Below are 25,725 nucleotides of genomic sequence, written 5' to 3' on the forward strand. Positions count from 1 at the left end.
GCCGGACCTGCGAGCGTGCGGTTGTGCGGCCTATTGACCGGATGTGCCGCACAGCCGCGCGCCCGGTCTCGGATCCGATCGCAGCGGTCAACTGCCCGCCTGGGCCATGCGGCGGATCCAGGCGGCGTCCTCGGGGAGGAGGTCGCGCGGCAGCGGAACGGGGACTCGGCCACCGGGCACGCCGATCGCGACGATGGCGGTCCAGCCGCCACCCGGTGCGGGACCGGGCACCTGCTCCATCATCCGGTACTCGGCGCGTTCGGTGAGGTGGCAGTCGATCAGGAGTGCCTCACCGTCACCCGCCAGGCCGATCACCGCGGCCAGGCACGCGCCCAGGTCGGCTCGGGCGTCGGGACCGGCGTACGGGCGGGACTGGAGCCCGAGCTCGCGTCCACCGGCCGGATCCTCCGGGTCGGGCGGGTACAGCAGGGCCTGCGCCACGAGCCGGCCGTCCCGCCGCAGTGCCACGCTGGCGCCGGGATCGAAGGCGGTGTCCGAGCCGGCCGTGAAGTCCGCGGCGAACTCCGCCCGGAGCCACCTCATCGGCGCGGCCGGCGACCACGCCGCGTGCTGGGCCGTGTCGTGCTCGAGGAAGACCTCAAGTGCCGCGTCGCGCTCGGCGTCCCGGATCGGTCCGACCGAGCCGGCCGGCCGTGGCCGCGAGGCCGGCCAGTCACGCAGCTCGGGGCCGACCAGGTAGCGCCACGGCGGTATCGCCTGGATCGCCACCCCACTGTGGCGCTCGGCCAACGCATGGCGGCCAGTCCACCACGCCCACGCGGCCGGCGTGCGCGTCAGTGCCCAGAGCCGGCGGCAGCGTCCTCCAGGACCGCACGGTCCGCGTCCGCCTGCGCCACCACCACCGGCGTGACCCGCGAGATCGTGTACGCGACGAAGATCAGGCACAGCCCGACGGCGCCGAGGAACACCGCAGGTAACCCGAATGCCTCTCCGACCACGCCGCCGAGCAGCGCTCCGATCGGCATCGTGCCGTAGGTGACCGTGGCGGACGCCCCGCCGACGCGTCCGAGCAGGGCGTCCGGGATGAGTCGTTGCCGCATCGCCCGGGTGATCACATTGCCGACGATGTTCGTGAAGCCGACCACGACGAAGGCGGCACCGATGACCCACGCATCCGGCACCAGCACCGGGACCGCCAACAGGGCCGAGTTGACGACCCAGACGACTCCGAGCAGCCGGGTCTCGCTGACTCGCGCGAGCAGGTGCTCGGCCAGCACCGAGCCCAGCAGAGCCCCGATGGCGACGGTGGTGATCAGGATCGCGTACATCTGCTCCGAAAGTCCCACGGCCGACCCGGGGCCGACCAGCCACAGCACGAACACGGCGAAGTAGGCGCTGTTGGCCAGGTTCATGGCAGCGGAGGTGATGACCAGCGGACGTAGCACCGCGTGACCGAGGAGGTACCGCAACCCGGCCAGGATCCGCGTGCCGATGGACTCCGCGGAGGTCTCGTCCCTGGCCTGGGCCGAGGTCCCAGTCCCCGGCACCCGAACGCCACCCACGTGGTCACCGGCACGATAGCTCCCGCGCAGGCCGAGGCCGATGCAGCCGATCGCCACACCGCACAGCAGGCCCGGCACGCCGAATGCCCAGGCCGGGCCCACCGTGAGCAGGAATCCTCCCAACGGCGCACCCACGAACTGGTTCGCGACCTGCTGCACGCCGAGCAGGCGACCGTTGGCGGACGCGAGGCGTGCGCGTGGGGTCACCGCTGGGATGAGGGTGCCCGCGGCGGTGTCGGCGAACACTTCGGCGGCGCCGAACACGAGCAGGAGACCGAGCAGGACCGGCATGGTCAGGGAGTCGGTGAGGGCGGCCGCAGTCGCCAACGTCAGAACGACCATCCGGAGCCCCATGGCGGCGACCATGATCCGCCGCCGGTCGCCACGGTCGATCAGCGCGCCGGCGTACAGCCCGAGCAGCAGCCAGGGCAGCCAGGTCGCGGCGGACAGCAGTGAGATCCGCAGCGGGGACGTGGTCAGCGTGAGGCCGATCAACGGCACCGCCACGAGCAGGATCCCATCAGCCAGGTTCGACGCGGCGGTGGACGCGAAGAGGGCGACGAACCGGTGGCCGAGCGGCTCCTTGGCCTTCGGCGTGGTGTCCAACGATGCGGTCATGGTGGTGCTCCTCGTAGAATGTGCAGAGAAACGGCTGCAGAGAAACCAATGCAGAGAAATCTCTGGAACTGTAGCGTCTGGAGGATGGAGAGGGCAAGGGCTATGGACGAACTCGCTCACGAACCGCGACTGGACGCGGCGGCGATGAAGGCGTTCGCGCACCCGTTGCGACTGCGGATGTTCTCGGTGCTCTCGAACTCGGGTCCAGCCACGGCGACCCTGCTCGCGCAGCGGCTCGGCGAGAACACCGCGCAGACGAGCTACCACCTCCGCCAGCTCGAGCGGCACGGGCTGGTGGTGGAGGATGCGAACTTGGGCAAGGGGCGTGAACGTTGGTGGCGCGCCGGTTCCTTCAGCATGCGCAAGAGCGCCGATGCCGCGACGGCGCCGGTCGAGGCGATGCTCCGCTCGGCGATGGTCGAGGATCAGGCGGCCACGTTGCAGGCCTGGCTCTCCGACGACACGGCGCAGGAAGAGTGGGTGACGGCGTCCCTGGAACAGTCCACCACGGCGATCCTGACGGCGGCGGAGCTGGCGGCCATGAATCGTGAGGTCCAGGACGTGATCGAGCGCCACACCTCGGAGGGGACTGGCCGGGAGGCCGCACTTCGGGCGCAGTCCGACGGCTTGCGGCGGATCCGGGTCTACTACGACGGCTTCCCGCTACCCCAGGAGTGAGGGCGCCGGTGGTCTTGGTCAGCGGGCCCGGGACAGCCAGGCGCTCGGGTCCTCGGTCACCCCGGCCAGGGCGGCCCGCGCCGCGCCGGTCAGCGCAGGCCGGTCGCCGGCCACCGAGGCGCGCACCTGCGGTGGTGCCCACCGCGAGGCGAGCACCCGGACCGTGAGTTCGCGCTCGAGCTCGGGACGCAGGTACTCGGTCAACGGTGCGAAACTGTTGCCAAGGACCACCTCGGAGACGTCGACCAGGTTGATGAAGGCGCCGACGGCCGTGCCCAGGGCCCGGGCCGCGCTGTGCACGGCGGCGAGGGCGCCGGGGTCCGCGGCGGCGAGCGCGTCGACCAGGTCCGGCGGACGGGCACCCTCGGGCAGGCCGGCCCGACGCAGCAGCGCAGCGCTTCCGGCGTAGGTCTCCAGGCAGCCGGTTGCGCCGCACCGGCAGGTGTCGCCGGCCGGGTCCACGCACACGTGCCCGAGCTCTCCGCTCCAGCCGTGCTCGCCGGCGAAGATCTCACCGCCGTGCACGATCGCCGCACCGATGCCGACGCTGCCGGACAGGTACAGGAACGAGTCGGTGGCCGAGCCCGCGGCCAGTTCCGCGCCGGCCGCGAACCTGGCCTCGTTGCCCAGGTGCAGTCGTCCGCCCGGGATCGGTCCGCCGAGGAGGGCCGCCGGAGTGACGGCCGTCCAGGCGAGGTTCGGCGCCAGCAGCAGCACGTCGTCGCGAAGCAGGCCGGGCAGGGCCAGCCCGGTGCCCGCCAGCCGGATGCCGCCGGCCGTGGCAGTGTCCGCGATCTCGATGCCGAGCGTGCCCAACTCGGACAGGACCGGCCCGGGATCGGACCCGCGCAGGTCCCGCTCCCGGGTCGCCTCCGCGAGCACCCGCCCGGACAGGTCGAGCACCCGCGCCGCCAGGTAGTCGATGTTCACCTCGAGGCCCAGAGCGCCAACCGTCCCGGTGGCCGGTCGGAGCGGGATGGCGGGGCGCCCGGCCGCCCCGGCGGTCAGCGGCGCATCCTCGGCGACGAGCCCGCCGTCGATCAGTTCGGTGACCAGGCGCGAGACCGTCGCCCGGGTCAACCCGGTCGCCGTGGCCACGTCGGCGCGTGAGGGCGGGGTCGGCGCGGTCATCACGGTCCGGGCGATCAGCGACAGGTTGTGCTCGCGCAGCGTCTCCTGCCGCACGGCCCCGCCGCCTCGTCCGCCGCTGCTTCGCATGACCTTGACCCTAGCCGAATCCAGGGATAAGTTCAGCAGCACAACAAACCCTTCCCAAACCTTGACCAAGGAGCCCGCGATGGTGCGCACGCCCACTGCTGATGACAAGTTCTCGTTCGGCCTCTGGACCGTCGGCTGGACGGCCCGGGACCAGTTCGGCGAGGCCACCCGGCCGGCCCTGGACCCGCGCGAATACGCGACCAAGCTGGCCGAGCTCGGCGCCTGGGGCGTCACCTTCCACGACGACGACGTGGTGCCGTTCGGCAGTGACGACGCCACCCGCGAGGAGATCCTCACCGGCTTCAAGAAGGCAACCGACGACGCCGGGCTGGTCATCGAGATGGTCACCACCAACCTGTTCAGCCACCCGGTGTTCAAGGACGGCGGGTTCACCTCCAACGACCGCTCCGTGCGCCGGTACGCGCTGCGCAAGGTCCTGCGGAACGTGGACCTGGCCGCCTCCCTCGGCGCCTCCACGTTCGTGATGTGGGGCGGACGCGAGGGGAGCGAGTACGACGGCGTCAAGGACGTCAACGCCGCTCTCGACCGCTACCGCGAGGGCGTGGACATCGTGGCCGCCTACATCAAGGAGAAGGGCTACGGCCTCCGGATCGCGCTCGAGCCGAAGCCGAACGAGCCCCGCGGGGACATCCTGCTGCCCACCGTCGGCCACGCCCTCGGTTTCATCGCCGAGCTCGAGCACGGCGACATCGTGGGCCTGAACCCCGAGACCGGGCACGAGCAGATGGCGGGCCTGAACTACACCCACGGCCTCGGCCAGGCGCTGTGGTCCGGCAAGCTCTTCCACATCGACCTGAACGGCCAGCGCTCGATCAAGTACGACCAGGACCTGGTGTTCGGTCACGGTGACCTGCTCTCCGCGTTCTTCACCGTGGACCTTCTCGAGAACGGCTTCCCCGGTGGCGGGCCCACCTATGACGGGCCGCGTCACTTCGATTACAAGCCGTCCCGCACCGAGGGTCTCGAGGGCGTCTGGGACTCGGCCAGGGCGAACATGGAGACCTACCTGCTGCTCGCGGAGAAGGCGAAGGCCTACCGAGCGGACCCGGCCGTGCAGGAGGCGTTCGTGACCTCCGGGGTTCTCGAGCTGTCCGAGTCCACCCTGGGTGTGGGCGAATCCGTCGCCGACCTGCTCGCGGACTCCACCGCGTTCGAGGGCTTCGACCCGGACGCCGCCGGGATGCGCGAGTACGCGTTCGTGCGCCTGAACCAGTTGGCGCTCCAGCACCTGATCGGCTAGGTCTAGTCCATGGCATCGTCGCGGCAACTCGTGGCCGGGGTGGACTCATCCACCCAGTCCTGCAAGGTCGTCGTCCGGGATGCGCGGACCGGGGCGCTGGTGCGCTTCGGCTCCGCGCCGCACCCGGACGGCACGGAGGTGGATCCGGAGGCCTGGTGGGACGCCCTCCAGGTGGCGATCGGCGCCGCCGGCGGTCTCGACGACGTCGAGGCGGTCGCGGTCGGTGGCCAGCAGCACGGCATGGTCGCCCTCGACGCCGACGGCGCGGCGGTCCGCCCGGCCCTGCTGTGGAACGACACCCGCAGCGCGCAGGCGGCGCTCGACCTGATCGACGAACTGAGCGACGGCACGCCAGGTTCCGGCGAACGGGCGTGGGCGGAGGCGACCGGCAGCGTTCCGGTCGCCTCCTACACGATCACGAAGCTGCGCTGGCTCGCTGAGCACGAGCCGGAGAACGCGGACCGGGTCGAGGCGGTGGCGCTGCCGCACGACTGGCTCACTTGGCGCCTGGCCGGGGACGGCCCGGGCACCGACGGGCTGTCCCGGCTCACCACGGACCGGTCCGACGCCTCGGGCACCGGGTACTTCGATGCCGCACGTAACTCCTACCGGTTCGACCTGCTCGAGCGCGCGTTCGGGCGCCGGATCGGTGTGCCCGCGGTGATCGGGCCGGCCGAGCAGGCCCGGGACCGTGACGGCCTGGTACTCGGACCGGGGGCCGGGGACAACGCCGGCGCCGCGCTCGGCCTGGGTATGGGCAGTGGTGACGTGGCGCTCTCGATCGGCACCTCCGGGGTGGTCAGCGCCGTATCGCAACGCCCGACGGCCGACGCGTCCGGTCTGGTCTCCGGCTTCGCCGATGCGACGGGCCTGTTCCTGCCGTTGGCGGCGACCCTCAATGGCAGCAGGGTCCTGGATGCGATGCGCGCGCTGCTCGGGCGGGAGCACCGAGAACTGGCCGAACTCGCCCTGTCCGCCCCGGCCGGGTCGGACGGACTGGTCCTGGTGCCCTACTTCGAGGGCGAACGCACCCCGAACAAGCCGGACGCCACGGGCGCGCTGCATGGCGTGCGCCTCGGGAACACGACGCCCGCGCACCTGGCTCGCGCCGCCGTCGAAGGTCTGCTCTGCGGACTAGCGGACGGGCTGGACGCGGTGCGTGAGGCGGGCGTTGCGGTGGAGCGGATCGTTCTCATCGGTGGCGCCGCGCAGTCCGAGGCGGTCCGGCGGATCGCCCCGACCGTGCTCGGGCTGGACGTGACCGTGCCCCAGCCCGGTGAGTACGTGGCCGACGGCGCCGCCCGCCAGGCCGCGTGGGTGCTGCTCGGCGAGGACGAGCCTCCGGCGTGGCCGCTCGCCGGGGAGAAGACCTACCGCTGCGAGGGCGGAGCCACGCCCCGCCTGCGGGAACGCTACGCCCTCGCCCGCGAGATGACGCTCTCGACGGAGCGCTGACGTGCGTCGGTTCGAACTGCCGCGGCGCGTCATCGACGCCTTCGCGAGCGCCGGCGTACAGATGGACCTCCTGCCGTACGTCGCCGGCGCGAGCCGGGCAGAGGTGCGGGTCGCGCTCATCGAGCCGGGCGGCACCATCGGCAGGCACCGGGCCACCCGGAGCCAGGCGTTCGCGGTGGTCGCGGGGGAGGGTGAGGTCGCGGCCGCCGATGAGGTCCGCCATCCCCTGCAGGCGGGGCACGTGGTCGTCTGGGAGGCCGGGGAGCTGCACCAGTCCTGGGCGACGACCGCGATGACGGTCGTGATCGTGGAGACGGACGGGCGTATCGAGACGACCGAGCACCACCGGGAGCTGTAGTCGACCGCGCGTCACTGGACGCTGTCGGCGCGCTGGCGGCGGATACTGGGACGGTGAGGGCCGGGGGACGGCGCCGGAGGGCGACGCGTGGTGGCCGCGTGGGCGGCGCCGTCGAGCAACCCCTCCCGCGCCATGTCGGCATCGTCATGGACGGGAACCGGCGCTGGGCCCAAGCGATCGGCCAGACCGCGGGCTTCGGCCACAGGGCGGGCGCCGACCATCTCGGCGACGCCCTCGAGTGGCTGCGGACGCGTGGCGTCGACCACGTCAGCGTGTTCGTCCTGTCGGTCGACAACATCCGGAAACGTTCGGCCCAGGAGGTCGGCCACCTCTTCGGGCTCATCGAGTCCGTGCTCCCGGCCACCATTGAGCGGTCGCAGCACTGGCAGGTCCACATCTCCGGCGATCTGGCACTGGCCCCTCCAGGGGCGCGCCGAGCCCTGCGACGCGCGGTCGAACTCAGTCGGGGCCGAGCCGGGCAGCTCACGCTCGGCATCGGCTACGACCCGCACGCCGACATCGTCGCCGGCGTCCGGGCCGCGCTCGCGGACGGTGCCGCGGAGCTGGACGGCGAGGACCTGGTCCGGGCGATCGGCGAGCGCCTGCCCGGCGGGCCGGTTCGGGACATCGATCTGGTCATCCGGACCAGCGGGGAGCGCCGGATCTCGGGCTTCTTCCCGTGGCAGGCCGCCCGCGCCGAGATCGTCTTCTCGCCCAAGATGTGGCCCGCGTTCACCGAGGCCGACCTTGATGCGGCACTCGCGGAGTATGCCCGCCGACGTGTCGCGGTCCGCATCTGACCGCAACGGCGGCTAGAGGCTGCCGACCACCACCTCGAACCAGTTCCGCCGTCCGACGCGCAGGATCGAGCCGGTCGAGAGCTCGGGGCGCGCGTCGGCCTCACGCAGCGGCCGGCCGTCCAACGACACGGCGCCGTCGGCGATCAGCCGTCGCGCGGCGTTGCGGGACAGTTCGGGTCGGGCTGTGAGAACGATCTCGAGCAGCACGCTGGTCGGCGAGGCGATGAGGTGCGGGACGTCGTCGGGCAGCCCGTTGCCCGAGAACACCCGCGTGAACTCCGCCCGTGCCCGGTCCGCAGCAGCCGCACCGTGGTAGCGGGCGACGATCGCCTCGGCGAGGTCGAGCTTCGCGTCGCGGCTGTTCGCGCCGCCCTGCCGGGCGCGGCGCTCGAGACCGGCGACGACGGCGTCCGGCAGGTCGGTGTAGACACGCGCCCAGGTGTCGATCAGGTCGTCCCGGAGCGTCATCAGCCGCCCGAACTTCTGGGTCGGGGAGTGCGCCAGGGCGACGTAGTTGTTCAGGGACTTGGACTGCTTGGCGCCGCCGTCGAGCCCGGGGGTGATGGTGCTGGTGATCACGGTCTGCGGACGCTGGCCGTGCTTGGCCTGCAACTGGCGACCCACGGTCTCGTTGAACAGCTGGTCCGAGCCCACGATCGTCAGGTCCGAAGCGAGGGCGACGCTGTCGTAGCCCTGCAGCACCGGGTAGATCAGCTCGTGGACACCGATCTCCTGACCGTCGCGGACGCGTGCCTGGAACATGTCGCGGGCGATGAGTTGGGCGTGCGTGACGAGACTGAGCTCACCCATCAGGTCGGTGACCGCCATGGCGTCGAACCATTCGGAGTTGCGTCGGACCTCGAGCACCGCCGGGTCGTCGCGGAGCACCACGGAGACCTGTCGCAGGAACGCCCGGGCGTTCGTCTCGATCTCCTCCGGGGTGAGCACGGGCCTGGTCCGGTCCCGGCCGGTCGGGTCTCCGATCCGCGTCGTGGTGTCGCCGAGCAGGAACACGACGACATGACCGAGATCCTGCAGGTAGCGCATCATCCAGAGGTTGACGGCGTGGCCCAGATGCAGGTCGGGCGCGGTGCAGTCGACGCCGAACTTGATCCGCATCGGCCTCCCCGAGGCGAGTCGATCGATGAGGTCGGTGCGGCCGAAGATCTGGTCGGTGGTCCGTCCCAGGTGGGTGAGCACGTCCTGGCTGTCGTTCATGTGGTCCTCCTCGATGGTGGGCTCGAGCGGGGACCCGTGCAGCCACTCGCTCAGAGACGACGAAAGGTGAGGACCATGTGGTCCTCACCTGTGGCTCCGGGGTGGCGGCCGGCGACGTCAGGGGCGCGCGGGCGAACGGCTCACACCGGAGCCGTTCGGATACACGCGACGCGTCAGCACGCTCGGCAGCGTATCCGATCGGGAGAGTGGTGCAGCGTGGAACGGAGGCGGTCGCGGAGGTGCCGCTCCCGTCCGGCGCACTACCGTGTGCAGATGTCACCTCTGCGGTTGGCGCTCGTCTGCCTGCACACCTCACCGGCAACCGAACCGGGTGCCGGTGACGCGGGCGGGATGAACGTCGTCGTCTGGCAGCAGGCGCAGGCGCTCGCCGCGCTCGGTCACCGGGTGGACGTGATCACGCGGCGATCCGACCCGGCCCAGCCGGAGCACACGACCCCCAGCCCACACCTGACCCTGCGGTTCCTCGACGCGGGCCCAGCGCAGCCGCTGCCGAAGGGTGCCCATGAGGATGTCGTGGCGGACTTCGGTGCTGAGTTGGCGCGGGTCGCGGAGCTCGGGCGATTCGGGCGCTACGACCTGATCCACTCCCACCACTGGTTCTCCGGGGTCGCGGCACTGCCGGTCGCGCGGTCCCTCGGCACCCCGCACGTGCAGAGCTTCCACTCGATCGCCGCACCGGAGGCCACGCCGCTGTCCGCGGGGGAGCGGCCGGAGTCGCCGGGACGGCTCGCCGGGGAGGCGATGCTGGCGCGCGAGTCGGACCTGGTCGTGGCGATCAGCGCCGCCGAGGCGCGGACCGTCACCGGCCGGCTCGGCGCTGACCCCGATCGGGTGGTGATCGTCGGGCCGGGCGTGGACAACAACCTGTTCCACCCGGATCTGCGGCGACCAGGGGCCGGCGGCGCCGGACCTGCGCCGGATCCCGGGCACCTGCTCGTGGCCGGGCGGCTGCACCCGCTCAAGGGGATCGACCTGGGCATCGAGGCGCTCGCGCTGCTCCCGGAGCCACGGCCGCTCCTGGTGGTCGCCGGCGACCCGGCCAGCGACACCGCCGAGTACGCGCAGTGGTTGCACGAGCTCGCGAGGGCGCGTGGCGTCGCGGACCTGGTGCAGTTCGCCGGAGCCCAGCACCGGGCGGACCTGGCGGCGCTGATGCGCACGGCGCGAGCGGTCCTGGTGACCTCCCACTCCGAGACCTACGGACTGGTGGCGCTGGAGGCGTCGGCCTCGGGCGTCCCGGTGGTGGCCGCAGCGGGCGCCGGCGGGCTCGCCGAGGCCGTGCTCGACGGCGTCACGGGGCTGCTCGTGCCGACCCGCGTCCCCGGCGACTGGGCCGCGGCGATCGAGCGGGTCCTCACCGAGCCGGGCCTCGCAGGTGCCCTCGGGGGTGCCGGTCGGGACCGGGCCCTCGGCCTGGACTGGGAGAACTCGGCGCGGGACCTGCTCGAGGCCTACGTCAGTGCAACAGCGCGACGACCGCGATCATGACCGGCAGCGACAACACCGTGGTGACCAGCTGCGCGTCGCGTGCGATCGCCTGCCCCTGCCCGTACTGGAGGGCATAGACCAGCACGTTCTGCGCCGTCGGGAGTGCCGCCATCAGCACCACGCCGAGCGCCGCCTCGTGATCGAGCGAGAACGCGGCGGCGAGCCCGAAGGCGAGCAGGGGGTGGACGACGGCGCGCAGTGTGGTCACGACGACCAGATCGGGCATCGGGGCACGGCCGGCGACCGGCCGCTCGGCCGCGCCGGACCCCTTCTTCGACCCGACCAGGGACAGGCCGAGCGTGATCAGCGCAAGGGGGGCGGCGGCGGCCCCGACGAGCCGGAACGGCTCGAGGACGAAGTCCGGCGGCGACCAGGGCAGCACGGCGAGCACGATCCCGATGGCCGCGGCGATCGTCACCGGGTTCGTCAGCGGCCGCAGGATGAGCTGGCGGCGGGAGGCGGAGCCCGCCGGCCGGGTGTCCAGGATCGCGAACGCCACCGGAGCCAGCACGAGCAGCTGCACGAGCAGCACCGGCACGACCGGCACGGCGGTGCCCAGCACATAGACGGCCAACGGCAGGCCGAGGTTTCCGGCGTTGAGGTAGGAGCTCGACAGTGCGCCGACCGTCGACTCCCCGGTGCCGCGGTGCAGCACGAGCCGGAAGACCACGCCGCCGATGACCGCGACCGCCAGCGTGGAGACGACGGTGGTCAGAGCGCTGGTGGTGAACAGCAGGCCGAGGTCCGTCTCCGCGATCGTGGTCAGCAGCAGCGACGGGGTCGCGACCGTGAACACGAGCTTCGCGAGCACGAGTTGGGCGTTCGCTCCGAGGACCTTGGCGGTGCCCAGGATCCAGCCGATGACGGCGATCACCGTCATCGTCCCGAGGGCGACGAGGATCCCGCTCACGGGGCCGACCGCTCCTCGAGGAAGCGCTGCACCACCGAGGAGTCCAGGTCACCGAGGCCCGCCGTGACCACCTCCGCGAACAGGCCCCGCAGGAACTGCACGTGCTCGGTCGGGGTGCCGACCGAGCGCGCCTGCGCGAGGGCGAAGTCGAGGTCCTTGATCATCAGGCGGGCGGCGCTCGCTGGTTCGTGGTCGTGGGCGACGAACCTCGGGCCCTTGACCTCCAGGAGCCGGCTGCCCGCGTAGCCACCGCCGACGGCCTCGAACAGTGCCGAGAGGTCCAGGCCCGACCGGTCGGCGATCACCGCGGCCTCCGCGAGGGCCACCGTGGTGGCCGCGACGACCAGCTGGTTGCACGCCTTGGCGACCTGGCCGGATCCGAGCGGGCCCAGGTGGGTGGACCGGCCGCACGGGGCGAGCACGTCCGCCGCCGTCGCGGCGTCGGTGTCCGCGCCGCCGATGAGGATCGACAGGGTCCCGGCGATGGCGCCCTCCCGGCCGCCGCTGACCGGGGCGTCGACCACGCGCACGGCGCCACCTGTACGCTCGGTCAGCTCGACGCCGAGCGCGCGGACGCCGTCGGGCGCCGACGTCGAGCAGACCACGAGGAGGAGGTCGCCGGTGCGCCCGGAGAGCACTCCGGCGGGCCCTTCGAGAACCTCCCACAGCTCGGGCAGGTCCGGCAGCACGGTCACGATGACGGTGCACTCGGCTGCGAGGGCCGCGGGTGACGGCGCCCAGACCGCGCCCGCCGCGACCAGGTCCGCCGCCGCCGCGGGGCGGCGCGCGGTCACGTGCAGGCGCCCGGGATCGTCCGCGGCGGCCAGGAGGTGTGCGGCCATCGGCGCACCCATGGTGCCGAGGCCGATCACACCGAGGCCGCCGGTGCGGGGCTCGCCGGATGTCATGCCCGGCACGGTACCGCCGATACGGGCGGCGCCCGGGGGGTGGTCGCTCAGTGGACGCCCGGCAGGCCCGGCAGCAGCGCTTCGATCTCGTCACGGTCCAGGACACGGTCGACCAGGAGCGCGTGCAGCTCGAGCGGTAGGTCCTCACCCTCGGCGACGGTGAGGGGGGTGTCCCAGGCGAGCGCCGGGCCCACTCCGAGGTAGTCCGCGGCGCGGGCGAACCATGGCCGCGCCGTGGCGCCCTGGACCAGGAGGGCGGTCCAGGAGCCGTCCTCGGTGGCCCGGGATACGGCGAGCCACGGCGAGGTCGAGCCGTGCGCCGTCTCCTCGCCCTCGCCGTCGGCGACGAGGAGAGTCGTCGGGCCGCCCGGTCCGAACCGCCAGAAGATCCCGCCGTAGCCGGCGCCCGGCCGGCCGGACGTGGCCGGGCTCTCGATCGTCAGGGCTCGGACGGAACGCAGGTCGCTGCGCCAGCTCAACTGCCAGCCGTCCGCCTCGGGCCGGGTCACGGCGGTCAGCTCGCGGTCCTCCTCGATGAGCACCTCGCCCTCGTGGGAGTGCCAGACGAGGTGCTCGGTCAGTGCGGCTCCGGTCAGGGTCATCTCATGCGGGACCTGGGTGCCGTGGTTCTCGAGCAGGGTCGGCCCGGCGCCACGGACGAAGGTGCGGCCACCCCAGAACGACGTGCCGTTGACCGCCGGCACCGCGAGCGACAGCCCGTACTGGTGGCGGTGGTCCACCGGGCTCTGCTCGGTGACCATGGTGCCGCCGAGGGTGTAGATCGGGTGTAGGAACGGACGTGGCGCGTGCACGTCCGGCAGGGCCGCGTGACGCTGGTACCGGGCCAGTTCGAGCCCGTCGACGCCGAGGACGCCGGCCTCGTCGTCGCGGCTCCAGAGCAGGACGCCCGGGGGAGCGGGCACCGCGCTGGTCTCGGCGCCGGTGACCTCGGCAGCCGGTCCGCTGCGCTCGCGGGGGACCGGGCCGGAGCTGGCTCGCTCCACCAGACGGGGACGGAAGTACAGCGAGGGTCGCTCGGCGCCGCCGAGGATCAGCTGGTGCAACTGCTCCCAGGCCTGCCGGCCCAACTCGGATTGCGGTACCGCCATCGTGGTCAGCGACGGCGTCGCGTACCGGGCGAACGCGATGTCGTCGAATCCGACCACCGAGATGTCCCCGGGCACGTCCACCCCGGACTCGTTGAGCTTCCCGAGCAGTCCGAAGGCGACCAGGTCGTTGTAGGCGAGCACCGCCGTCGCCCGGGACGCCAGCACGGCATCGAGCGCCGCGTAACCGTCCTCGATCATGGCCCCGCACGGCTCGTACCGGATGCTCAGGTGCGGGTACTCGCCCTCGAGCGCCCGCAGCGCCCGCAGCCGGACGGTGTTGGACGCGCTGCTCTCCGGACCGGCGAGGTAGATGAACCGGCTGTGCCCGAGCTTGATGAGCCGCTCGGTGAGGGTCCGGATGCCGTCGGCGTAGTCGACCGAGAGCACGGGCACGGAGCCGTCCTCCGGGTCCCGGTTCACCACCACGACCGGCCCGGCGACCGCGAGGACCTGGGCCAGCTCGGCGTCCGGCATCCGGGGCGAGCACAGGATCAGGGCGTCGCAGCGTCGCCGCGCCTCGAGGGCCAGTTCGAGTTCGCGGCCGGGATCCTCCACGCTGTCCGCCACCAGGACCCGGTAGGAGTCCCGGGCCGCTGCCTGGTTGGCGCCGCGCAGGATCTGCTGGAACATCGGGTTCGCCAGGTCGGGCACCAACAGCGCGACGGTCTGGGTCCGGCCGAGGGAGAGGCTGCGCGCGACGGTGCTGGGGCTGTAGTTGAGTTCGGCGGCCACGGCACGCACCCGCTCGGCGAGGTCCGCGCGGACGGTGGACCGACCGTTCATGACCCGGGAGACGGTGGCTCGGGAGACGCCGGCGGCGTCAGCGACCTCGGCGATGGTGGCGACCCGCGTGGCGTTCATGCGTCCGCTCCGGCCGGCGGGGCGGTGGCGGGGCAGGTGACACCGTCGAGGTGGCGCCCGGTCGGCGTGGTGGTCAGCGACATCGCGTGTCCTCCGGATCGTGAGGTCTGCGTGCAGACTACCCGATCAGAAACCGATTTCACGACCTCTGCGGCAACACGGGCGAACCTGCCCCCGAAAGCGCGCTCAGGCCGAGTCTAGCGGGCTCGTCCACGGCGATCCGGGGGTACTCGACAATCCGCGCGTCGGCACGCGCCACGGCGAGGTGCGGTTGGTGTCCGGAGCGCACCGCGCGATATGGCGCACTGGCGCGCAGAGCCTGAAACCGGTTGCCCCGGGTTGGTGTGTCGGGATGGCGAACGGCCCCCTCCCGGGGGAGAGGGCCGTTCGGGTTGGGGTGCGTCGGCTCAGGCCTCGGTGTCCCCGTCGACCCAGTCGAAGGTCTTCGTGACGGCCTTCTTCCAGTTCCGGTAGAGGCGCTCGCGGTCGCCGGAGTCCATCGAGGGCTCCCACCGCTTGTCCTCGGCCCAGTTGTCGATGACGTCCTGCTCACCGCTCCAGAAGCCGACCGCGATCCCGGCGGCGTAGGCGGCACCGAGCGCGGTCGTCTCGGCGACCTGCGGACGGACCACCGGCACGCCCAGGATGTCCGCCTGGAACTGCATGAGCGTCTCGTTGGCGATCATGCCGCCGTCGACCTTCAGTTCGGTCAGGTCGACGCCCGAGTCCGCGTTCATGGCATCGAGCACCTCGCGGGTCTGGAACGCGGTGGCCTCCAGGACGGCGCGAGCGATGTGGCCCTTGTTCACGTACCGGGTCAGGCCTACCAGGGCGCCGCGCGCGTCCGCCCGCCAGTACGGCGCGAACAGGCCCGAGAACGCGGGCACGAAGTACGCGCCGCCGTTGTCGTCGACCGACTTGGCCAGGTCCTCGACCTCCGGGGCGGAGGAGATGATGCCGAGGTTGTCCCGCAGCCACTGCACGAGGGATCCCGTGACCGCGATGGAGCCCTCGAGGGCGTACACGGCAGGCTGGTCACCGATCTTGTAGCAGACGGTGGTGAGCAGGCCGTTCTCGGACGGGATCTGCTCCGTGCCCGTGTTGATGAGCATGAAGTTGCCGGTGCCGTAGGTGTTCTTGGCCATGCCGACCTCGAAGCAGGCCTGGCCGAACGTGGCGGCCTGCTGGTCGCCGAGGATCCCTGAGATCGGCACGCCGGGGACCATGCCGCCCTCGCGGCCCTTGCCGTAGACCTCGGAGGAGGAGCGGATCTCGGGCAGCATCGACGTCGGGATGCCCATGTCCGCCGCGATCTCGGCGTCCCAGTCGAGCGTCGACAGGTCCATCAGCATCGTTCGGGAGGCGTTCGTCACGTCGGTGATGTGGACGCCACCGTCCTTGCCGCCGGTCATGTTCCACAGCACCCAGGTGTCGGTGTTGCCGAACAGCAGGTCCCCGGCCTCGGCCTTCGCCCGGGCACCCTCGACGTTGTCCAGGATCCACTTGACCTTGGGGCCGGAGAAGTAGGTGGCCAGCGGCAGGCCGACCTTCGCCTTGTACTTCTCGGCGCCCTCGTCGCCACCGAGTTCCTCGACGATCTTCTGCGTGCGAGTGTCCTGCCAGACGATCGCGTTGTAGACGGGCTCACCGGTGTTCTTGTCCCAGACCACCGCGGTCTCGCGCTGGTTCGTGATGCCGACGGCGGCGATGTCGCGGTGGGTCAGGTTGGCCCGGGTCAGGGCCAGAGCCACGACCTCGCGGACGTTCTTCCAGATCTCCAGGGCGTCGTGCTCCACCCACCCCGCCTTGGGAAAGATCTGCTCGTGCTCGAGCTGCCCGGACTCCACGATCTGACCGGAGTGGTTGAAGATGATCGCCCGGGAACTGGTGGTGCCCTGATCGATGGCGAGTACGTAGTCGGCCATGGTGTTTCCTCTCACTTCCTTGTGGTGCGCCCGGCGGGGCGGGCGTTTCGTGCGATGGGGTCATGGTCGGCCGGGCGCGAGCCCGTGCGGGACGCGCCCGGCCGGTGGATCAGAGGGTCGCGGTGGCGAGCAGACCGGCGATGACACCGCCGACGATCGGACCGGCGACCGGCACCCAGGAGTAGCCCCAGTCGCTGGAGCCCTTGCCCTTGATCGGCAGCAGTGCGTGCGCGATCCGGGGACCGAGGTCACGCGCCGGGTTGATGGCGTACCCGGTCGGGCCACCGAGGCTGGCGCCGATGCCGACCACCAGGAGTGCGACGGCGAGCGGCCCGAGGCCCGAGGGTGTGTGGCCGAACGCGATGATCACGAAGACCAGCACGAACGTCCCGATGACCTCGGTGATGAAGTTCCACCCGTAGGACCGGATCGCAGGCCCGGTCGAGAAGACGGCGAGCTTGGTGCCGTCGTCCGCGGGCTCGTCGAAGTGCTGCTTGTAGGCCAGCCAGCACACCACGGCACCGATGAACGCGCCGATCATCTGAGCGAGGATGTAGACGAACGCGTTCGGGACGGTGCCCGCGATGGCCTCGAGCCCTGCGTCGGGGTTCCCCGGGAAGAACTCCGCCCCGTTGGCGAGGAGTCCGAGGGTGACGGCGGGGTTGATGTGGGCGCCGGTCGAGAACGCGACGTACACGCCCGCGAACACCGCCAGACCCCATCCGAAGTTGATCAGGAGCCATCCCCCGTTGTTGCCCTTGGTCCGGGGCAGCACCACATTGGCCACCACGCCACACCCGAGCAACGTCAACATTGCGGTTCCCAGCACTTCAGGCAAGAAGATCGCACCGAAGTCCATGTTGTGCCTCTCTTTCTGATTCGGGAGGAACTATTTCGTGAACGCCCCATCGCGCCACAACGCACATACTGCCGCTGCGCGGCCTTGTGGTCAGGAAGGCTCGGCGAGCGAAATCATCGGGGCGATGTCGCCGGCCTGGAGTCGTGCGTGCTCCCCCTCCTCGTCCGTCGCGGTCTGGGCGGCTGCCTCGGTCGCCGCACGGCGGTCGAGGTAGGAACGCCGCTCGGTCTCGCGGCGGGAGGAGTCCCACCCGAGGATCGGTGCGATGATGTCGAGGATCTCGTCCAGGGCTCCCACGCCGGCGTCCGGGACCTCGTACTCGAGGCGGGTCCGGTGCACCAGCACGTCCTCGAGATGCAGGACGAGTTCGTGGGTGGCGGCGAACGCGATCTCCGCGCGCAGGTACGCCGGAGCGTGCTCCAGCGGCCGGGCCAGGTCCGGTTGGGCCTCGACCGAGGCGACGATCTGGGTCAGTTGGGAGCCGTACCGGTGCAGCAGGTGGTCGACCATCGCCTTCGTCCAGCCGTACTTCTCGGCGAACGCCCGGGACTTGCGACGAACGGCCTGCAGCCCCACGGCCCCGGCGAGCGGGATGTGGTCGGTGATCGACGGCAGCGACTGGGCCCGGTCGCCGAGGGCGAAGTCGACGGCGTCCTTGGCCATGACCCGGTAGGTGGTGAGCTTCCCGCCGGCGATCGCCGTCAGCCCGGGGGCCACGGAGGCCACGGTGTGCTCGCGGGAGACCTTCGCCGAGGAAGTGCCCTCCTTCGTGCCCGGCTGCAGCAGCGGGCGCAGCCCGGCCCAGGTACCGACGATGTCGTCCTTGGTGAGCGGCTCGGCGAGGACGGCGTTGGCGTGTTCGAGCACGTACTCGATGTCGGTGTTCGTGGCCACGGGGTGACGCAGTTCCTGCGTCCAGGGCGTGTCCGTGGTGCCGATCACCCAGTACCGGGACCACGGGATCACGAACAGCACGCTCTTCTCGGTCTGCAGGATCAGGCCCTTCTCGCCGCGGATCCGCTCACGCGGCACCACGATGTGGATGCCCTTGGAGGCGAGCACGTGCAGCCCACCCTCCTCGGCGGCGAGGCCCTCGGTCTCCTCCGTCCACACCCCGGTGGCGTTGATCACCTGGTCGGCCCTGACCGTGTGGCGGGCACCGGTCTCGGCGTCGACCAACACCGCGCCGTCCACCCGGTCGGCGGTCTTGGTCAGCTCGACCACCTGCGTCCGGGAGGCTGCCAGCGCGCCGTACTCGGCGGCGGTGCGGACCAGGGTCACCACGAGGCGGGCGTCGTCGACGCTTGCGTCCCAGTACTGGATCGCGCCGATCGCGGCGTCGTGGCGCAGGTCCGGGAACACCCGCTCGAGTTCCTTGCGGGAGATGTGCTTGTGGAACGGCATGGCCCGGCGCCGCGAGGACAGCGAGGCGAGCGCGTCGTAGAGCCCGACGCCGGAGCCGACGTAGAACCGCTGCCAGAACCGGTGCTCGAGCGGGTACAGGAACGGCACCGGGCGGACCAGGTGCGGTGCGATCTCGGTGAGCAGCAGGTCCCGCTCGGTGAGCGCCTCGTGCACCAGCGTGAAGTCGAGCATCTGCAGGTAGCGGAGGCCGCCGTGCACGAGCTTGCTGGACCGGCTCGAGGTCCCGGAGGCCCAGTCCTGGGCCTCCACGATGCCCACCCGCAGGCCACGGGTCGCGGCGTCGAGGGCGATCCCTGCGCCGGTCACGCCGCCCCCGATCACAAGGACGTCGAGCGGTGTGCCGTCGGACATCGCGGCGAGAGCATCGGTTCGGGTCTGGGCGGTCAGCGCAATGGTGGCCACGTTGTTCCTCTCCTCCTCGAGCCTGCCTTCGGGCCGCGCGATCCACGTCGGACGCCGACCCAGCTGGCCCTGGGGGACATGTTTGCCCGCTCCGCACGAGTGCGCAATCATCGTGCACGAATGTGCAACGCCGCTCGGGCGACGTGAGCGATACGTGAAGGCGAGGTATGCGATGCGTGAGGACGACGCCTTCCGGGCGGCCACGATGTACTACCTGCAGGACCAGACCATGGACGTGATCGCCCGGACGCTCGGGGTGTCCCGCTCCACCGTGTCCCGGCTGATCAAGTCCGCCCGGGACGACGGCATGGTGCGGATCTCACTGCGTCCGCCGAGCAGCACCGGGTCCCAGCTCGGGCACCGGCTGGCTGCGACGTTCGGGATCAAGGCGCATGTGGTCTCCGTCCGGGAGAGCGCCTCGGAGGTGCACCGGCTCGAGCAGGTGGCGATGGTCGCAGCCGGCCTGATCTCCGAGTGGTTCTCCTCGGACATGGTGCTCGGCGTGGCCTGGGGCACCACGGTCGCGGCGATCTCCCGCCACCTGAAGTCCTCGCCGAGCCGCGGCAGCGTGGTGGTGCAACTGAACGGCGCCGCGAACACCTACGCGAGCGGGGTCACCTACGCCAGCGACCTGATCGCCGCGATCGCCGCCGCGTTCGACTCCACGATGTACCACTTCCCGGTGCCCGCGTTCTTCGACTACCCGGAGACGAAGCGCCTGATGTGGCGCGAGCGAAGCGTGCAACGGGTGCTCGAGATGCAGCGTCGGGTCGACGTCGCGCTCTTCGGCGTCGGGGCCCTGTCGGCCGAGGTGCCCTCCCACGTGTACTCCTCCGGATATCTTGACGACGCCGAGATCGCCTCCCTCGTCGACGACCGCGTGGTCGGCGACGTGTGCACAGTCTTCCTGCGCGGGGACGGCAGCTTCCGGGACATCGAGATCAACGCCCGGGCCACCGGGCCGACCCCGCGGGAGCTGCGCACGATCAAACGCCGCGTGTGCGTCGTGGTCGGCGAGGCGAAGGGTCACGCGCTGCTCGGGGCGCTCCGGGCCAGGGTCGTGACGGACCTGATCACCGATGAGACCACGGCCCGATATGTCCTGGGCCTGTTGCGCGGCGCGCCCGGCTCGCCCGCGGGTGGCAGGCTGGGGCCGTGATTCCCGATGGCACCGACAGCATCGACAACACCGGCGCGACCGCCCACCCCGGGCCGGTCGGCGAGTCCGAGGTACGGATCCGGCCGGCGCTCCCGCGGGACGTGCCGACGATCCGGAGCCTGGTCGAGCCATACGCCGAGCGCCGGATCCTGCTCGCGAAGGACCTGGTCGGCTACTACGAGGGCGTCCAGGAGTTCCTGGTGGCGCAGGTCGGCACGGACGTGGTCGGTTGCGGCGCCCTGCACGTGATGTGGGAGGACCTCGCCGAGGTGCGCACGCTCGCGGTGCACGAGGGCAGCCGTGGCACCGGCATCGGACACCTCATGCTCGAGGCGCTCCTGGCCCGGGCCCGCGACCTCGGCCTCACGCGCGTCTTCTGCCTGACGTTCGAGGTGGACTTCTTCACCCGGCACGGGTTCGCGCCGATCGTCGGTGACGTGGTCGACGAGCGTGTGTTCCACGAACTGCTGCTCTCCCGCGACGACGGCATCGCCGAGTTCCTCGACCTGGCCAGGGTGAAGCCGAACACGCTCGGCAACACCCGCATGCTGAAGGTCCTGGACCGGCCCGACGGCGCCGCCGCGGCGTCGTAGGTGCCGCACCGGGGCGCGGGCTGCTCAGGCGCGCGACATCGGCGCGAGCAGCACCCTGACCCGCACGATCGCCAGGACGACCGCGACCTGGAGGGTCAGGACGGCTCCGACCGCGGCGCCGAGCAGGCCGGCCGGGGCGGCGATCGCCCAGGCCGCGACGCCGACGACCGCGGCGGCCACCACGACCCGGAGCAGGATCGCGAGCCGGCGCGCGGTGTGCTCGACGGTTCGGGTCGGCAGGTGGCTGCGCGCTGCTCCGCGCGAGTCGGGGCTGCCGGGCTCACCGACCCCGCGCAGGATCGTGGCCAGGCCCAGCCCCGCCACCACCGCGCCGGTGATCGCGAGCAGTTGGCCGGCCCCGAGGAGCGTGAGCCCGGCGATCATCGGCAGGTCCCGGCCCTGCTGACCCGCCATGCTGAGAGCACCGGCGCCGATGAGGCCCAGCACCAGGGCCACCGCACACATCGCGAGCAGGGTCCGGGTGTGGGCCTGTACGGCACGTGAGATCACCACGTCCGCCGGGGTCCCGACGGGCGCCGATCCCGATTCCGGCGCCGGAGATGGGGAGGTCACGACATCCGAGCCTACCGGCCGCGTGTCCGGCTGCCCCGTCCCGCGATCGGAGGGCCTCCACCGGAGGCTCGCGGGCGCGGGAGTCCTCAGGTGAGCGGCAGCGCGTAGCCCAGCACGACGCCGTCGGGCGCCGTCGTCGCCGCGACCAGCCCGTCCGTGAGCAGCCCCGCCAGGGCCCGCTCGTACTGCGGGCCCGGCTCCCAGGCCCGGGCCAGGTCCGTCGGCGTCACCGGGCCGGTCGCCTGCCGCACCATCGCCAGGATCCGACCCCGGGCCTGGCGATCCGTGCCGTGCCAGGCCTGGGTCCGCCGGTTCGAGGCATGGGCGTCGGCCGGGCGTCCGGCGAGCAGCCAGGCACACTCGGTCCGCACCGGGCAGGCGGAACAGGACGGGGCGCGGGCCGTGCAGACCAGCGCACCGAGTTCCATCAGCGCCGCGTTCCACCGCGCCGACTCCTCGTCGCCGTCCGGCAGCAGGGCGCGGGCGCGTTCGGACTCGGCCACCACCTGGGTCGGCGGCGGTAGCGCGCGCCCGCCGACCAGCCGGGCCAGAACGCGGCGCACGTTCGTGTCCAGCACGACGGCACGGCGGCGGTACGCGAAGGCCGTCACCGCGGCCGCGGTGTAGGTGCCGACGCCGGGCAGGGCGAGCAGGTCCGCCATCCCAGTGGGGACCAGGCCGCCGTGGTCGCGGCTGATCGCGGCCGCCGCCTCCCGCAGCCGCAGGGCCCGGCGGGGGTAGCCGAGCCGGTCCCAGGCCCGCAGCACGTCCGCTGGGCTGGCGGCGGCCAGGTCGGCCGGGGACGGCCACCGTGCCATCCAGTCCCGCCACCTCGGCTCCACCCGGGCGACCGGGGTCTGCTGCAGCATGATCTCGCTGACCAGCACGCCCCAGGCGCCGGTCGCCGGGTCACGCCAGGGCAGGTCCCTGGCCTCGGCGGCGAACCAGTCGAGCAACGCCGTGTGCAGATCGGACGCCGACGAACCAGGCACGTGCCGGCGCGTCCGGATGGGAGCGGCACCATGAGCAGCGACGTCGCCGAGGTCCACCGGTGTCGTCATGGCACCAAGCCTAGGTTGATCGGCCTCAGCGGGTTCGCTCCGCCCGGCGAACCCGAACCGCGGCGTCGACCGAGCCCGTTTCCGGCCAGCGAGCCCTTCGCGCGGCGCTCGGTCGGTCGGGCCGTGCTCGGTCGGCGGGGCGCCCGAGTGCTGCATCAGCCGCGGCGCCGCCCGGAACCGCCGCGCCGCCGACCGGTGGACCCGCGCGCGCCACCCTTGCCGCGTCGCCCACCGGGGGGAGTGCGCTGTTTCCTGCCGGACGTCGCACCCCGCTCTGCGGCGCCGGCTGCGGGGGAGGCACCGCCGTCGGGCTCGGTCCGGCGACCGCGCGAGGAGTTCACGGTCCGCCCACGGACGATGCCGACGAGGTCCTCCACCTGGTCGGTGGTGCGCTCGCTGACCCAGGTGAGCTGCACCGGCGCCAGGGGGCCGCCGTCGAACGTCCGGTGGGTCACGTCCTTGCGGTGGTGCAGCCGGGCCAGTGATTTCGGCACGATGAGCACCCCGATGCCCGCGGCCACGAGCTCCACGGCGGCCGCGGTCGTGGCGGGCCGGTCGCGGGCACCGATCCCGGGCAGGCCGGCCGGGTCCGCGAACAGGACGTCGTCGAGCGGATGGAGGACGACCTGTTCGGCGAGGTCCGAGGCGGTCACGGGCTCGTCGGTGTCGAGGGCGGCGAACAGGTGGTCGCGGGCGACCACGACCACCGGGACCTCCTCGTACACCGTGATGGCGCTGAACCTCGCGCCGTCGAGCGGCGGGCGGGCCAGGGCGGCGTCCGCGCGTCCGGCGACCAGGTCGTCGGCGGCCCTCGCCGCGTCCAGCGGCACGAGGGTCAGTGGGATCCGGTGCCGCTCCCGCCAGATCGTGGCCCACTTGGCAGGGGTGACCCCGGGAACGTAGCCGAGCCGGAAGCCCGGGACCGCCGCGGGTTCGTCGGGTCCGGCCTCCATCCGCTCACCCTAACGGTGAGGACCTACTCTGGTGCCCATGAGTACCAAGGACTCCTCCCAGACGATGAAGCCGACCACCGCGGCGAAGCGGCTCGGCATCTACCTGCCGGCGGCGCCGGAGGAGTTCCGGGCGTCCACACCCAGCCGGGCGGAGCTGGAGGATCTGGAGCGCAACCCCCCGGAGTGGTTGGTGGCGCTGCGTCGCAACGGCCCGCACCCGCGGCCCGTGGTGGCGGGCCGGCTCGGGGTCTCGATCAGCGGGCTCGCCCGCGGCGGGGTGAGCGAGGCCCTCACCACCGAGCAGATCCAGGCCCTGCGCGACGACCCGCCGCAGTGGCTGGTGGCCGAGCGGGCGATCCAGGCCAAGGTCCGCGCCGAGGAGGAGCGGCTGCGCACCGAGCGCGCCGACTGAGAAGCCCACCACACCCCGGAGAGCCTCGGCGGAGTTCGCCACGAGCGGCGTTACCGTCGGGTCGTGAGTACCCAGACGAGAGGTAGGAGCCCGAGGCAGCGACCCGCCCCGGCCGCCGGGTCCTCGAGATCGGGACGCCGGTCCCCGTCGGCGAAGAGCCAGTCGACCGCGCGGCCCGGACCGAGGCGGCCCAGCCGCGGCACCTACCTGCGCCGCCGCCTCGTGGTGCTGGTGCTCGCGGCCGCCGTGATCGGCGGGATCGCGTTCGGGGTGACCCGGTTCCTGCTGCCGGCGCTCACTGCGGGGGATCCGACGCCGTCGGCCTCGACCGACCCGGCCGATGGCACGACGCCCATCGAGCCCTCGTCCGGAACCCCGGACGAGGAGGCGCTGTCCAACCCGGTCGGCTGCCTGCCCGCGGCCGTCGGACTGACCCTGACCCCCGCCGCGGCGAGTACCGCCGCCGGCGCCGGCCTCGGCGTGGCCGTCGAGATCGTCAACACGGGCCAGGTCCAGTGCCTGCTGGACGTGGGCGCCGGTGCCCTGACCCTGGACGTCTACTCCGGCGAGGACCGGGTCTGGTCCACCACCGACTGCCCGGCCGCGGCGGCCGCACTGCCGGTGCTGCTGGACTCCGGCGCCGGCGAGTCGGCCTCGTACACCTGGCCCGGGACCCGCAGCGCGGCCGGGTGCCCCGGCGGGCAGCCGGTCGCCGGGGCCGGGACCTACCGGCTCGTGCTGGGGCTGACCACCGACGGCGGTCCGGTCACGACCGAGCAGGCCTTCACCGTCTCCTGATCCGGCCGGTCAGACGAATCGTTCGAGCAGCGAGGACTCCGCCTGCCGGGACAGGCCCTCGCGGACGGCCCGGGCACGCTGGGTACCCACACCCTCGACCACCTCGAGGTCGTCGATGGTGGCCGAGAGCATCCGCTGGAGCGAGCCGAAGTGCTCCACCAGGGCCGTGACCACGGACATCGGCAGACGCGGCACCTTCGTCAGCATCCGGAAGCCGCGTGGGGCGATCGCCGAGTCCAGGGACTCGCCCTGGCGGCCGCCCACGCCGATCACCCGGGAGATCTGGGTGAGGTCGATCAGCTGGGTGGAGTCCAGTTCCGCGAGCGCGTCGAGCACGTCGTCGAGGGTGCGGGCGCTGCGCGGGTCGAGGTAGTCACGGACCACGAGCTCCAGGTCCGGCCCGATGCCGCCGATCAGTTCGTCGAACTGGAGGGCGAGCAGGCGCCCGTTCGTGCCGAGCTCGACGACGTAGTCCGAGATCTCCGCGGAGATCCGGCGCACCATCTCCAGCCGCTGGACCACGGCCGCGACGTCGCGCACCGTCACCAGGTCCTCGATCTCGAGAGCGGAGAGGGTGCCGGAGACCTCGTCCAGGCGGGCCTTGTAGCGCTCCAGGGTGGCCAGGGCCTGGTTCGCCCGGGACAGGATCACGTCCGAGTCCTCGAGCACGTACCGGCTGCCGCCGACGTAGAGGGCGACGATCCGCATGGACTGGCTGACCGAGATCACCGGGAAGCCGGTCTGTTTGGCCGCCCGCTCGGCGGTCCGGTGCCGGGTGCCGGACTCGGTGGTCTCGATCGTGGAGTCCGGCAGCAGCTGCACCTGGGCCCGCACGATCCGGTTGCGGTTGTGGTCCACGACGATCGCGCCGTCCATCTTGGCCAGCTCTCGCAGCCGCGTGGAGGAGAAGTCCACGTCCAGTTCGAAGCCGCCGGAGCTGATCTCCTCGACCACGGGGTTGTACCCGAGCACGATCAGGGCCCCGGTGCGCCCGCGCAGGATCCGCTCAAGGCCGTCCCGCAACTCGGTTCCCGGCGCGACTGCGCGCAGGGTCTCCCGGAAGAGTTCGGGCAAGGCCACGTCAGCCACTGTGGTTCCCCCAAGGAGGTTCGATCCGTTCCGCTGCCGACGCAGCCGGG

The 25,725-nt window shown here is 72.2% G+C and carries 24 protein-coding genes; 10 read left to right on the forward strand and 14 right to left on the reverse strand.

Translation table 11 applies throughout. The features are described from left to right. Window positions 1–87: 87 nt before the first annotated feature. Both EXU48_RS16165 and EXU48_RS16170 read right to left on the reverse strand, forming a co-directional pair. Window positions 88–729, reverse strand: a complete 642-nt coding sequence (locus tag EXU48_RS16165; RefSeq protein ID WP_133108701.1) for a hypothetical protein — start codon at window positions 727–729, stop codon at window positions 88–90. A gap of 65 nt (window positions 730–794) precedes the next feature. Then, complete coding sequence (locus EXU48_RS16170; RefSeq protein WP_133108702.1) at window positions 795–2,141, reverse strand: MFS transporter; 1,347 nt, start codon at window positions 2,139–2,141, stop codon at window positions 795–797. Window positions 2,142–2,243: 102 nt separating this feature from the next. On the opposite strand from EXU48_RS16170, the gene EXU48_RS16175 reads away from it, so the two are divergent. After that, window positions 2,244–2,819 (forward strand): helix-turn-helix domain-containing protein, encoded by a 576-nt coding sequence (locus EXU48_RS16175; RefSeq protein ID WP_165962856.1) that lies wholly within the window; start codon window positions 2,244–2,246, stop codon window positions 2,817–2,819. 18 nt (window positions 2,820–2,837) lie between these two features. On the opposite strand, the gene EXU48_RS16180 is transcribed toward EXU48_RS16175, so the two are convergent. Beyond that, the gene (locus EXU48_RS16180) at window positions 2,838–4,037 is read right to left on the reverse strand and encodes an ROK family transcriptional regulator (protein WP_133108704.1); all 1,200 of its coding nucleotides are present in this window, start codon (window positions 4,035–4,037) and stop codon (window positions 2,838–2,840) included. Window positions 4,038–4,116: 79 nt separating this feature from the next. On the opposite strand from EXU48_RS16180, the gene xylA reads away from it, so the two are divergent. From xylA to uppS, 4 genes are all read left to right on the forward strand, one after another. Next, window positions 4,117–5,298 carry a xylose isomerase gene (gene xylA, locus EXU48_RS16185; protein ID WP_133108705.1) on the forward strand — a complete coding sequence of 394 codons (1,182 nt, stop codon included), beginning with the start codon at window positions 4,117–4,119 and terminating at the stop codon, window positions 5,296–5,298. 9 nt (window positions 5,299–5,307) lie between these two features. Beyond that, on the forward strand, window positions 5,308–6,753 hold the full coding sequence (locus EXU48_RS16190) for a xylulokinase (RefSeq protein WP_133108706.1): 1,446 nt from the start codon (window positions 5,308–5,310) through the stop codon (window positions 6,751–6,753). A 1-nt stretch (window position 6,754) separates the two neighbouring features. Beyond that, on the forward strand, window positions 6,755–7,111 hold the full coding sequence (locus tag EXU48_RS16195; RefSeq protein WP_133108707.1) for a cupin domain-containing protein: 357 nt from the start codon (window positions 6,755–6,757) through the stop codon (window positions 7,109–7,111). A 98-nt stretch (window positions 7,112–7,209) separates the two neighbouring features. Next, on the forward strand, window positions 7,210–7,911 hold the full coding sequence (gene uppS / locus EXU48_RS16200; RefSeq protein ID WP_133108708.1) for a polyprenyl diphosphate synthase: 702 nt from the start codon (window positions 7,210–7,212) through the stop codon (window positions 7,909–7,911). Window positions 7,912–7,923: 12 nt separating this feature from the next. Here the strand turns inward: uppS and tyrS are convergent, their stop codons facing one another. Continuing rightward, complete coding sequence (gene tyrS / locus EXU48_RS16205; protein ID WP_133108709.1) at window positions 7,924–9,129, reverse strand: tyrosine--tRNA ligase; 1,206 nt, start codon at window positions 9,127–9,129, stop codon at window positions 7,924–7,926. Window positions 9,130–9,402: 273 nt separating this feature from the next. Between tyrS and EXU48_RS16210 the strand changes: the two genes are divergently transcribed. Further along, on the forward strand, window positions 9,403–10,638 hold the full coding sequence (locus EXU48_RS16210; protein ID WP_133108710.1) for a glycosyltransferase: 1,236 nt from the start codon (window positions 9,403–9,405) through the stop codon (window positions 10,636–10,638). On the opposite strand, the gene EXU48_RS16215 is transcribed toward EXU48_RS16210, so the two are convergent. The 6 genes from EXU48_RS16215 to EXU48_RS16240 form a co-directional block, all read right to left on the reverse strand. Continuing rightward, complete coding sequence (locus EXU48_RS16215) at window positions 10,607–11,548, reverse strand: AEC family transporter (protein ID WP_133108711.1); 942 nt, start codon at window positions 11,546–11,548, stop codon at window positions 10,607–10,609. The genes EXU48_RS16210 and EXU48_RS16215 overlap by 32 nt on opposite strands. After that, window positions 11,545–12,456: an NAD(P)-dependent oxidoreductase gene (locus EXU48_RS16220; protein WP_133108712.1), complete on the reverse strand. Its 912-nt coding sequence runs from the start codon at window positions 12,454–12,456 to the stop codon at window positions 11,545–11,547. Before EXU48_RS16220 ends, EXU48_RS16215 begins: the two co-directional genes overlap by 4 nt. A 47-nt stretch (window positions 12,457–12,503) precedes the next feature. Beyond that, window positions 12,504–14,426: a DUF6807 family protein gene (locus EXU48_RS16225; RefSeq protein WP_133108713.1), complete on the reverse strand. Its 1,923-nt coding sequence runs from the start codon at window positions 14,424–14,426 to the stop codon at window positions 12,504–12,506. 407 nt (window positions 14,427–14,833) lie between these two features. Next, the gene (gene glpK / locus EXU48_RS16230; RefSeq protein WP_133108714.1) at window positions 14,834–16,351 is read right to left on the reverse strand and encodes a glycerol kinase GlpK; all 1,518 of its coding nucleotides are present in this window, start codon (window positions 16,349–16,351) and stop codon (window positions 14,834–14,836) included. 109 nt (window positions 16,352–16,460) lie between these two features. After that, window positions 16,461–17,210 (reverse strand): MIP/aquaporin family protein, encoded by a 750-nt coding sequence (locus tag EXU48_RS16235; protein ID WP_133108715.1) that lies wholly within the window; start codon window positions 17,208–17,210, stop codon window positions 16,461–16,463. Between the two features lie 90 nt (window positions 17,211–17,300). Continuing rightward, window positions 17,301–19,037: a glycerol-3-phosphate dehydrogenase/oxidase gene (locus tag EXU48_RS16240; protein WP_235857070.1), complete on the reverse strand. Its 1,737-nt coding sequence runs from the start codon at window positions 19,035–19,037 to the stop codon at window positions 17,301–17,303. Between the two features lie 172 nt (window positions 19,038–19,209). Between EXU48_RS16240 and EXU48_RS16245 the strand changes: the two genes are divergently transcribed. Both EXU48_RS16245 and EXU48_RS16250 read left to right on the forward strand, forming a co-directional pair. Beyond that, window positions 19,210–20,196 (forward strand): sugar-binding transcriptional regulator, encoded by a 987-nt coding sequence (locus EXU48_RS16245; protein ID WP_133108716.1) that lies wholly within the window; start codon window positions 19,210–19,212, stop codon window positions 20,194–20,196. Between the two features lie 20 nt (window positions 20,197–20,216). Next, window positions 20,217–20,789 carry an amino-acid N-acetyltransferase gene (locus tag EXU48_RS16250; RefSeq protein ID WP_133108788.1) on the forward strand — a complete coding sequence of 191 codons (573 nt, stop codon included), beginning with the start codon at window positions 20,217–20,219 and terminating at the stop codon, window positions 20,787–20,789. 24 nt (window positions 20,790–20,813) lie between these two features. On the opposite strand, the gene EXU48_RS16255 is transcribed toward EXU48_RS16250, so the two are convergent. The 3 genes from EXU48_RS16255 to EXU48_RS16265 form a co-directional block, all read right to left on the reverse strand. Continuing rightward, the gene (locus tag EXU48_RS16255) at window positions 20,814–21,362 is read right to left on the reverse strand and encodes a hypothetical protein (RefSeq protein ID WP_133108717.1); all 549 of its coding nucleotides are present in this window, start codon (window positions 21,360–21,362) and stop codon (window positions 20,814–20,816) included. A gap of 86 nt (window positions 21,363–21,448) precedes the next feature. Continuing rightward, on the reverse strand, window positions 21,449–22,423 hold the full coding sequence (locus EXU48_RS16260; RefSeq protein WP_133108718.1) for an HhH-GPD family protein: 975 nt from the start codon (window positions 22,421–22,423) through the stop codon (window positions 21,449–21,451). 155 nt (window positions 22,424–22,578) lie between these two features. After that, entirely contained in the window at window positions 22,579–23,376 is a 798-nt protein-coding gene (locus tag EXU48_RS16265) for a LysR family transcriptional regulator substrate-binding protein (RefSeq protein WP_133108719.1), read from the reverse strand. 37 nt (window positions 23,377–23,413) lie between these two features. On the opposite strand from EXU48_RS16265, the gene EXU48_RS16270 reads away from it, so the two are divergent. Further along, complete coding sequence (locus EXU48_RS16270) at window positions 23,414–23,788, forward strand: DUF5997 family protein (protein ID WP_133108720.1); 375 nt, start codon at window positions 23,414–23,416, stop codon at window positions 23,786–23,788. Window positions 23,789–23,851: 63 nt separating this feature from the next. Then, on the forward strand, window positions 23,852–24,586 hold the full coding sequence (locus EXU48_RS16275) for a hypothetical protein (protein WP_133108721.1): 735 nt from the start codon (window positions 23,852–23,854) through the stop codon (window positions 24,584–24,586). A gap of 9 nt (window positions 24,587–24,595) precedes the next feature. Here EXU48_RS16275 and disA read toward each other — a convergent pair whose 3' ends face one another. Next, on the reverse strand, window positions 24,596–25,666 hold the full coding sequence (disA, locus tag EXU48_RS16280) for a DNA integrity scanning diadenylate cyclase DisA (protein ID WP_235857071.1): 1,071 nt from the start codon (window positions 25,664–25,666) through the stop codon (window positions 24,596–24,598). Window positions 25,667–25,725: the final 59 nt, after the last annotated feature.

The organism is Occultella glacieicola (genome assembly GCF_004353825.1).
Classification (GTDB): Bacteria; Actinomycetota; Actinomycetes; order Actinomycetales; family Beutenbergiaceae; genus Occultella; species Occultella glacieicola.

Excerpts from the sequence above, each read along its gene's own strand:
- EXU48_RS16220 (WP_133108712.1), bottom strand. The coding sequence starts at position 12,456 with ATGACATCCGGCGAGCCCCGCACCGGCGGCCTCGGTGTGATCGGCCTC.
- EXU48_RS16270 (WP_133108720.1), top strand. The coding sequence starts at position 23,414 with ATGAGTACCAAGGACTCCTCCCAGACGATGAAGCCGACCACCGCGGCG.
- EXU48_RS16260 (WP_133108718.1), bottom strand. The coding sequence starts at position 22,423 with ATGACGACACCGGTGGACCTCGGCGACGTCGCTGCTCATGGTGCCGCT.
- EXU48_RS16225 (WP_133108713.1), bottom strand. The coding sequence starts at position 14,426 with ATGAACGCCACGCGGGTCGCCACCATCGCCGAGGTCGCTGACGCCGCC.
- glpK (WP_133108714.1), bottom strand. The coding sequence starts at position 16,351 with ATGGCCGACTACGTACTCGCCATCGATCAGGGCACCACCAGTTCCCGG.
- EXU48_RS16265 (WP_133108719.1), bottom strand. The coding sequence starts at position 23,376 with ATGGAGGCCGGACCCGACGAACCCGCGGCGGTCCCGGGCTTCCGGCTC.
- EXU48_RS16190 (WP_133108706.1), top strand. The coding sequence starts at position 5,308 with ATGGCATCGTCGCGGCAACTCGTGGCCGGGGTGGACTCATCCACCCAG.
- EXU48_RS16245 (WP_133108716.1), top strand. The coding sequence starts at position 19,210 with ATGCGTGAGGACGACGCCTTCCGGGCGGCCACGATGTACTACCTGCAG.
- EXU48_RS16180 (WP_133108704.1), bottom strand. The coding sequence starts at position 4,037 with ATGCGAAGCAGCGGCGGACGAGGCGGCGGGGCCGTGCGGCAGGAGACG.
- xylA (WP_133108705.1), top strand. The coding sequence starts at position 4,117 with ATGGTGCGCACGCCCACTGCTGATGACAAGTTCTCGTTCGGCCTCTGG.
- tyrS (WP_133108709.1), bottom strand. The coding sequence starts at position 9,129 with ATGAACGACAGCCAGGACGTGCTCACCCACCTGGGACGGACCACCGAC.
- EXU48_RS16170 (WP_133108702.1), bottom strand. The coding sequence starts at position 2,141 with ATGACCGCATCGTTGGACACCACGCCGAAGGCCAAGGAGCCGCTCGGC.
- EXU48_RS16235 (WP_133108715.1), bottom strand. The coding sequence starts at position 17,210 with ATGGACTTCGGTGCGATCTTCTTGCCTGAAGTGCTGGGAACCGCAATG.
- EXU48_RS16210 (WP_133108710.1), top strand. The coding sequence starts at position 9,403 with ATGTCACCTCTGCGGTTGGCGCTCGTCTGCCTGCACACCTCACCGGCA.
- EXU48_RS16175 (WP_165962856.1), top strand. The coding sequence starts at position 2,244 with ATGGACGAACTCGCTCACGAACCGCGACTGGACGCGGCGGCGATGAAG.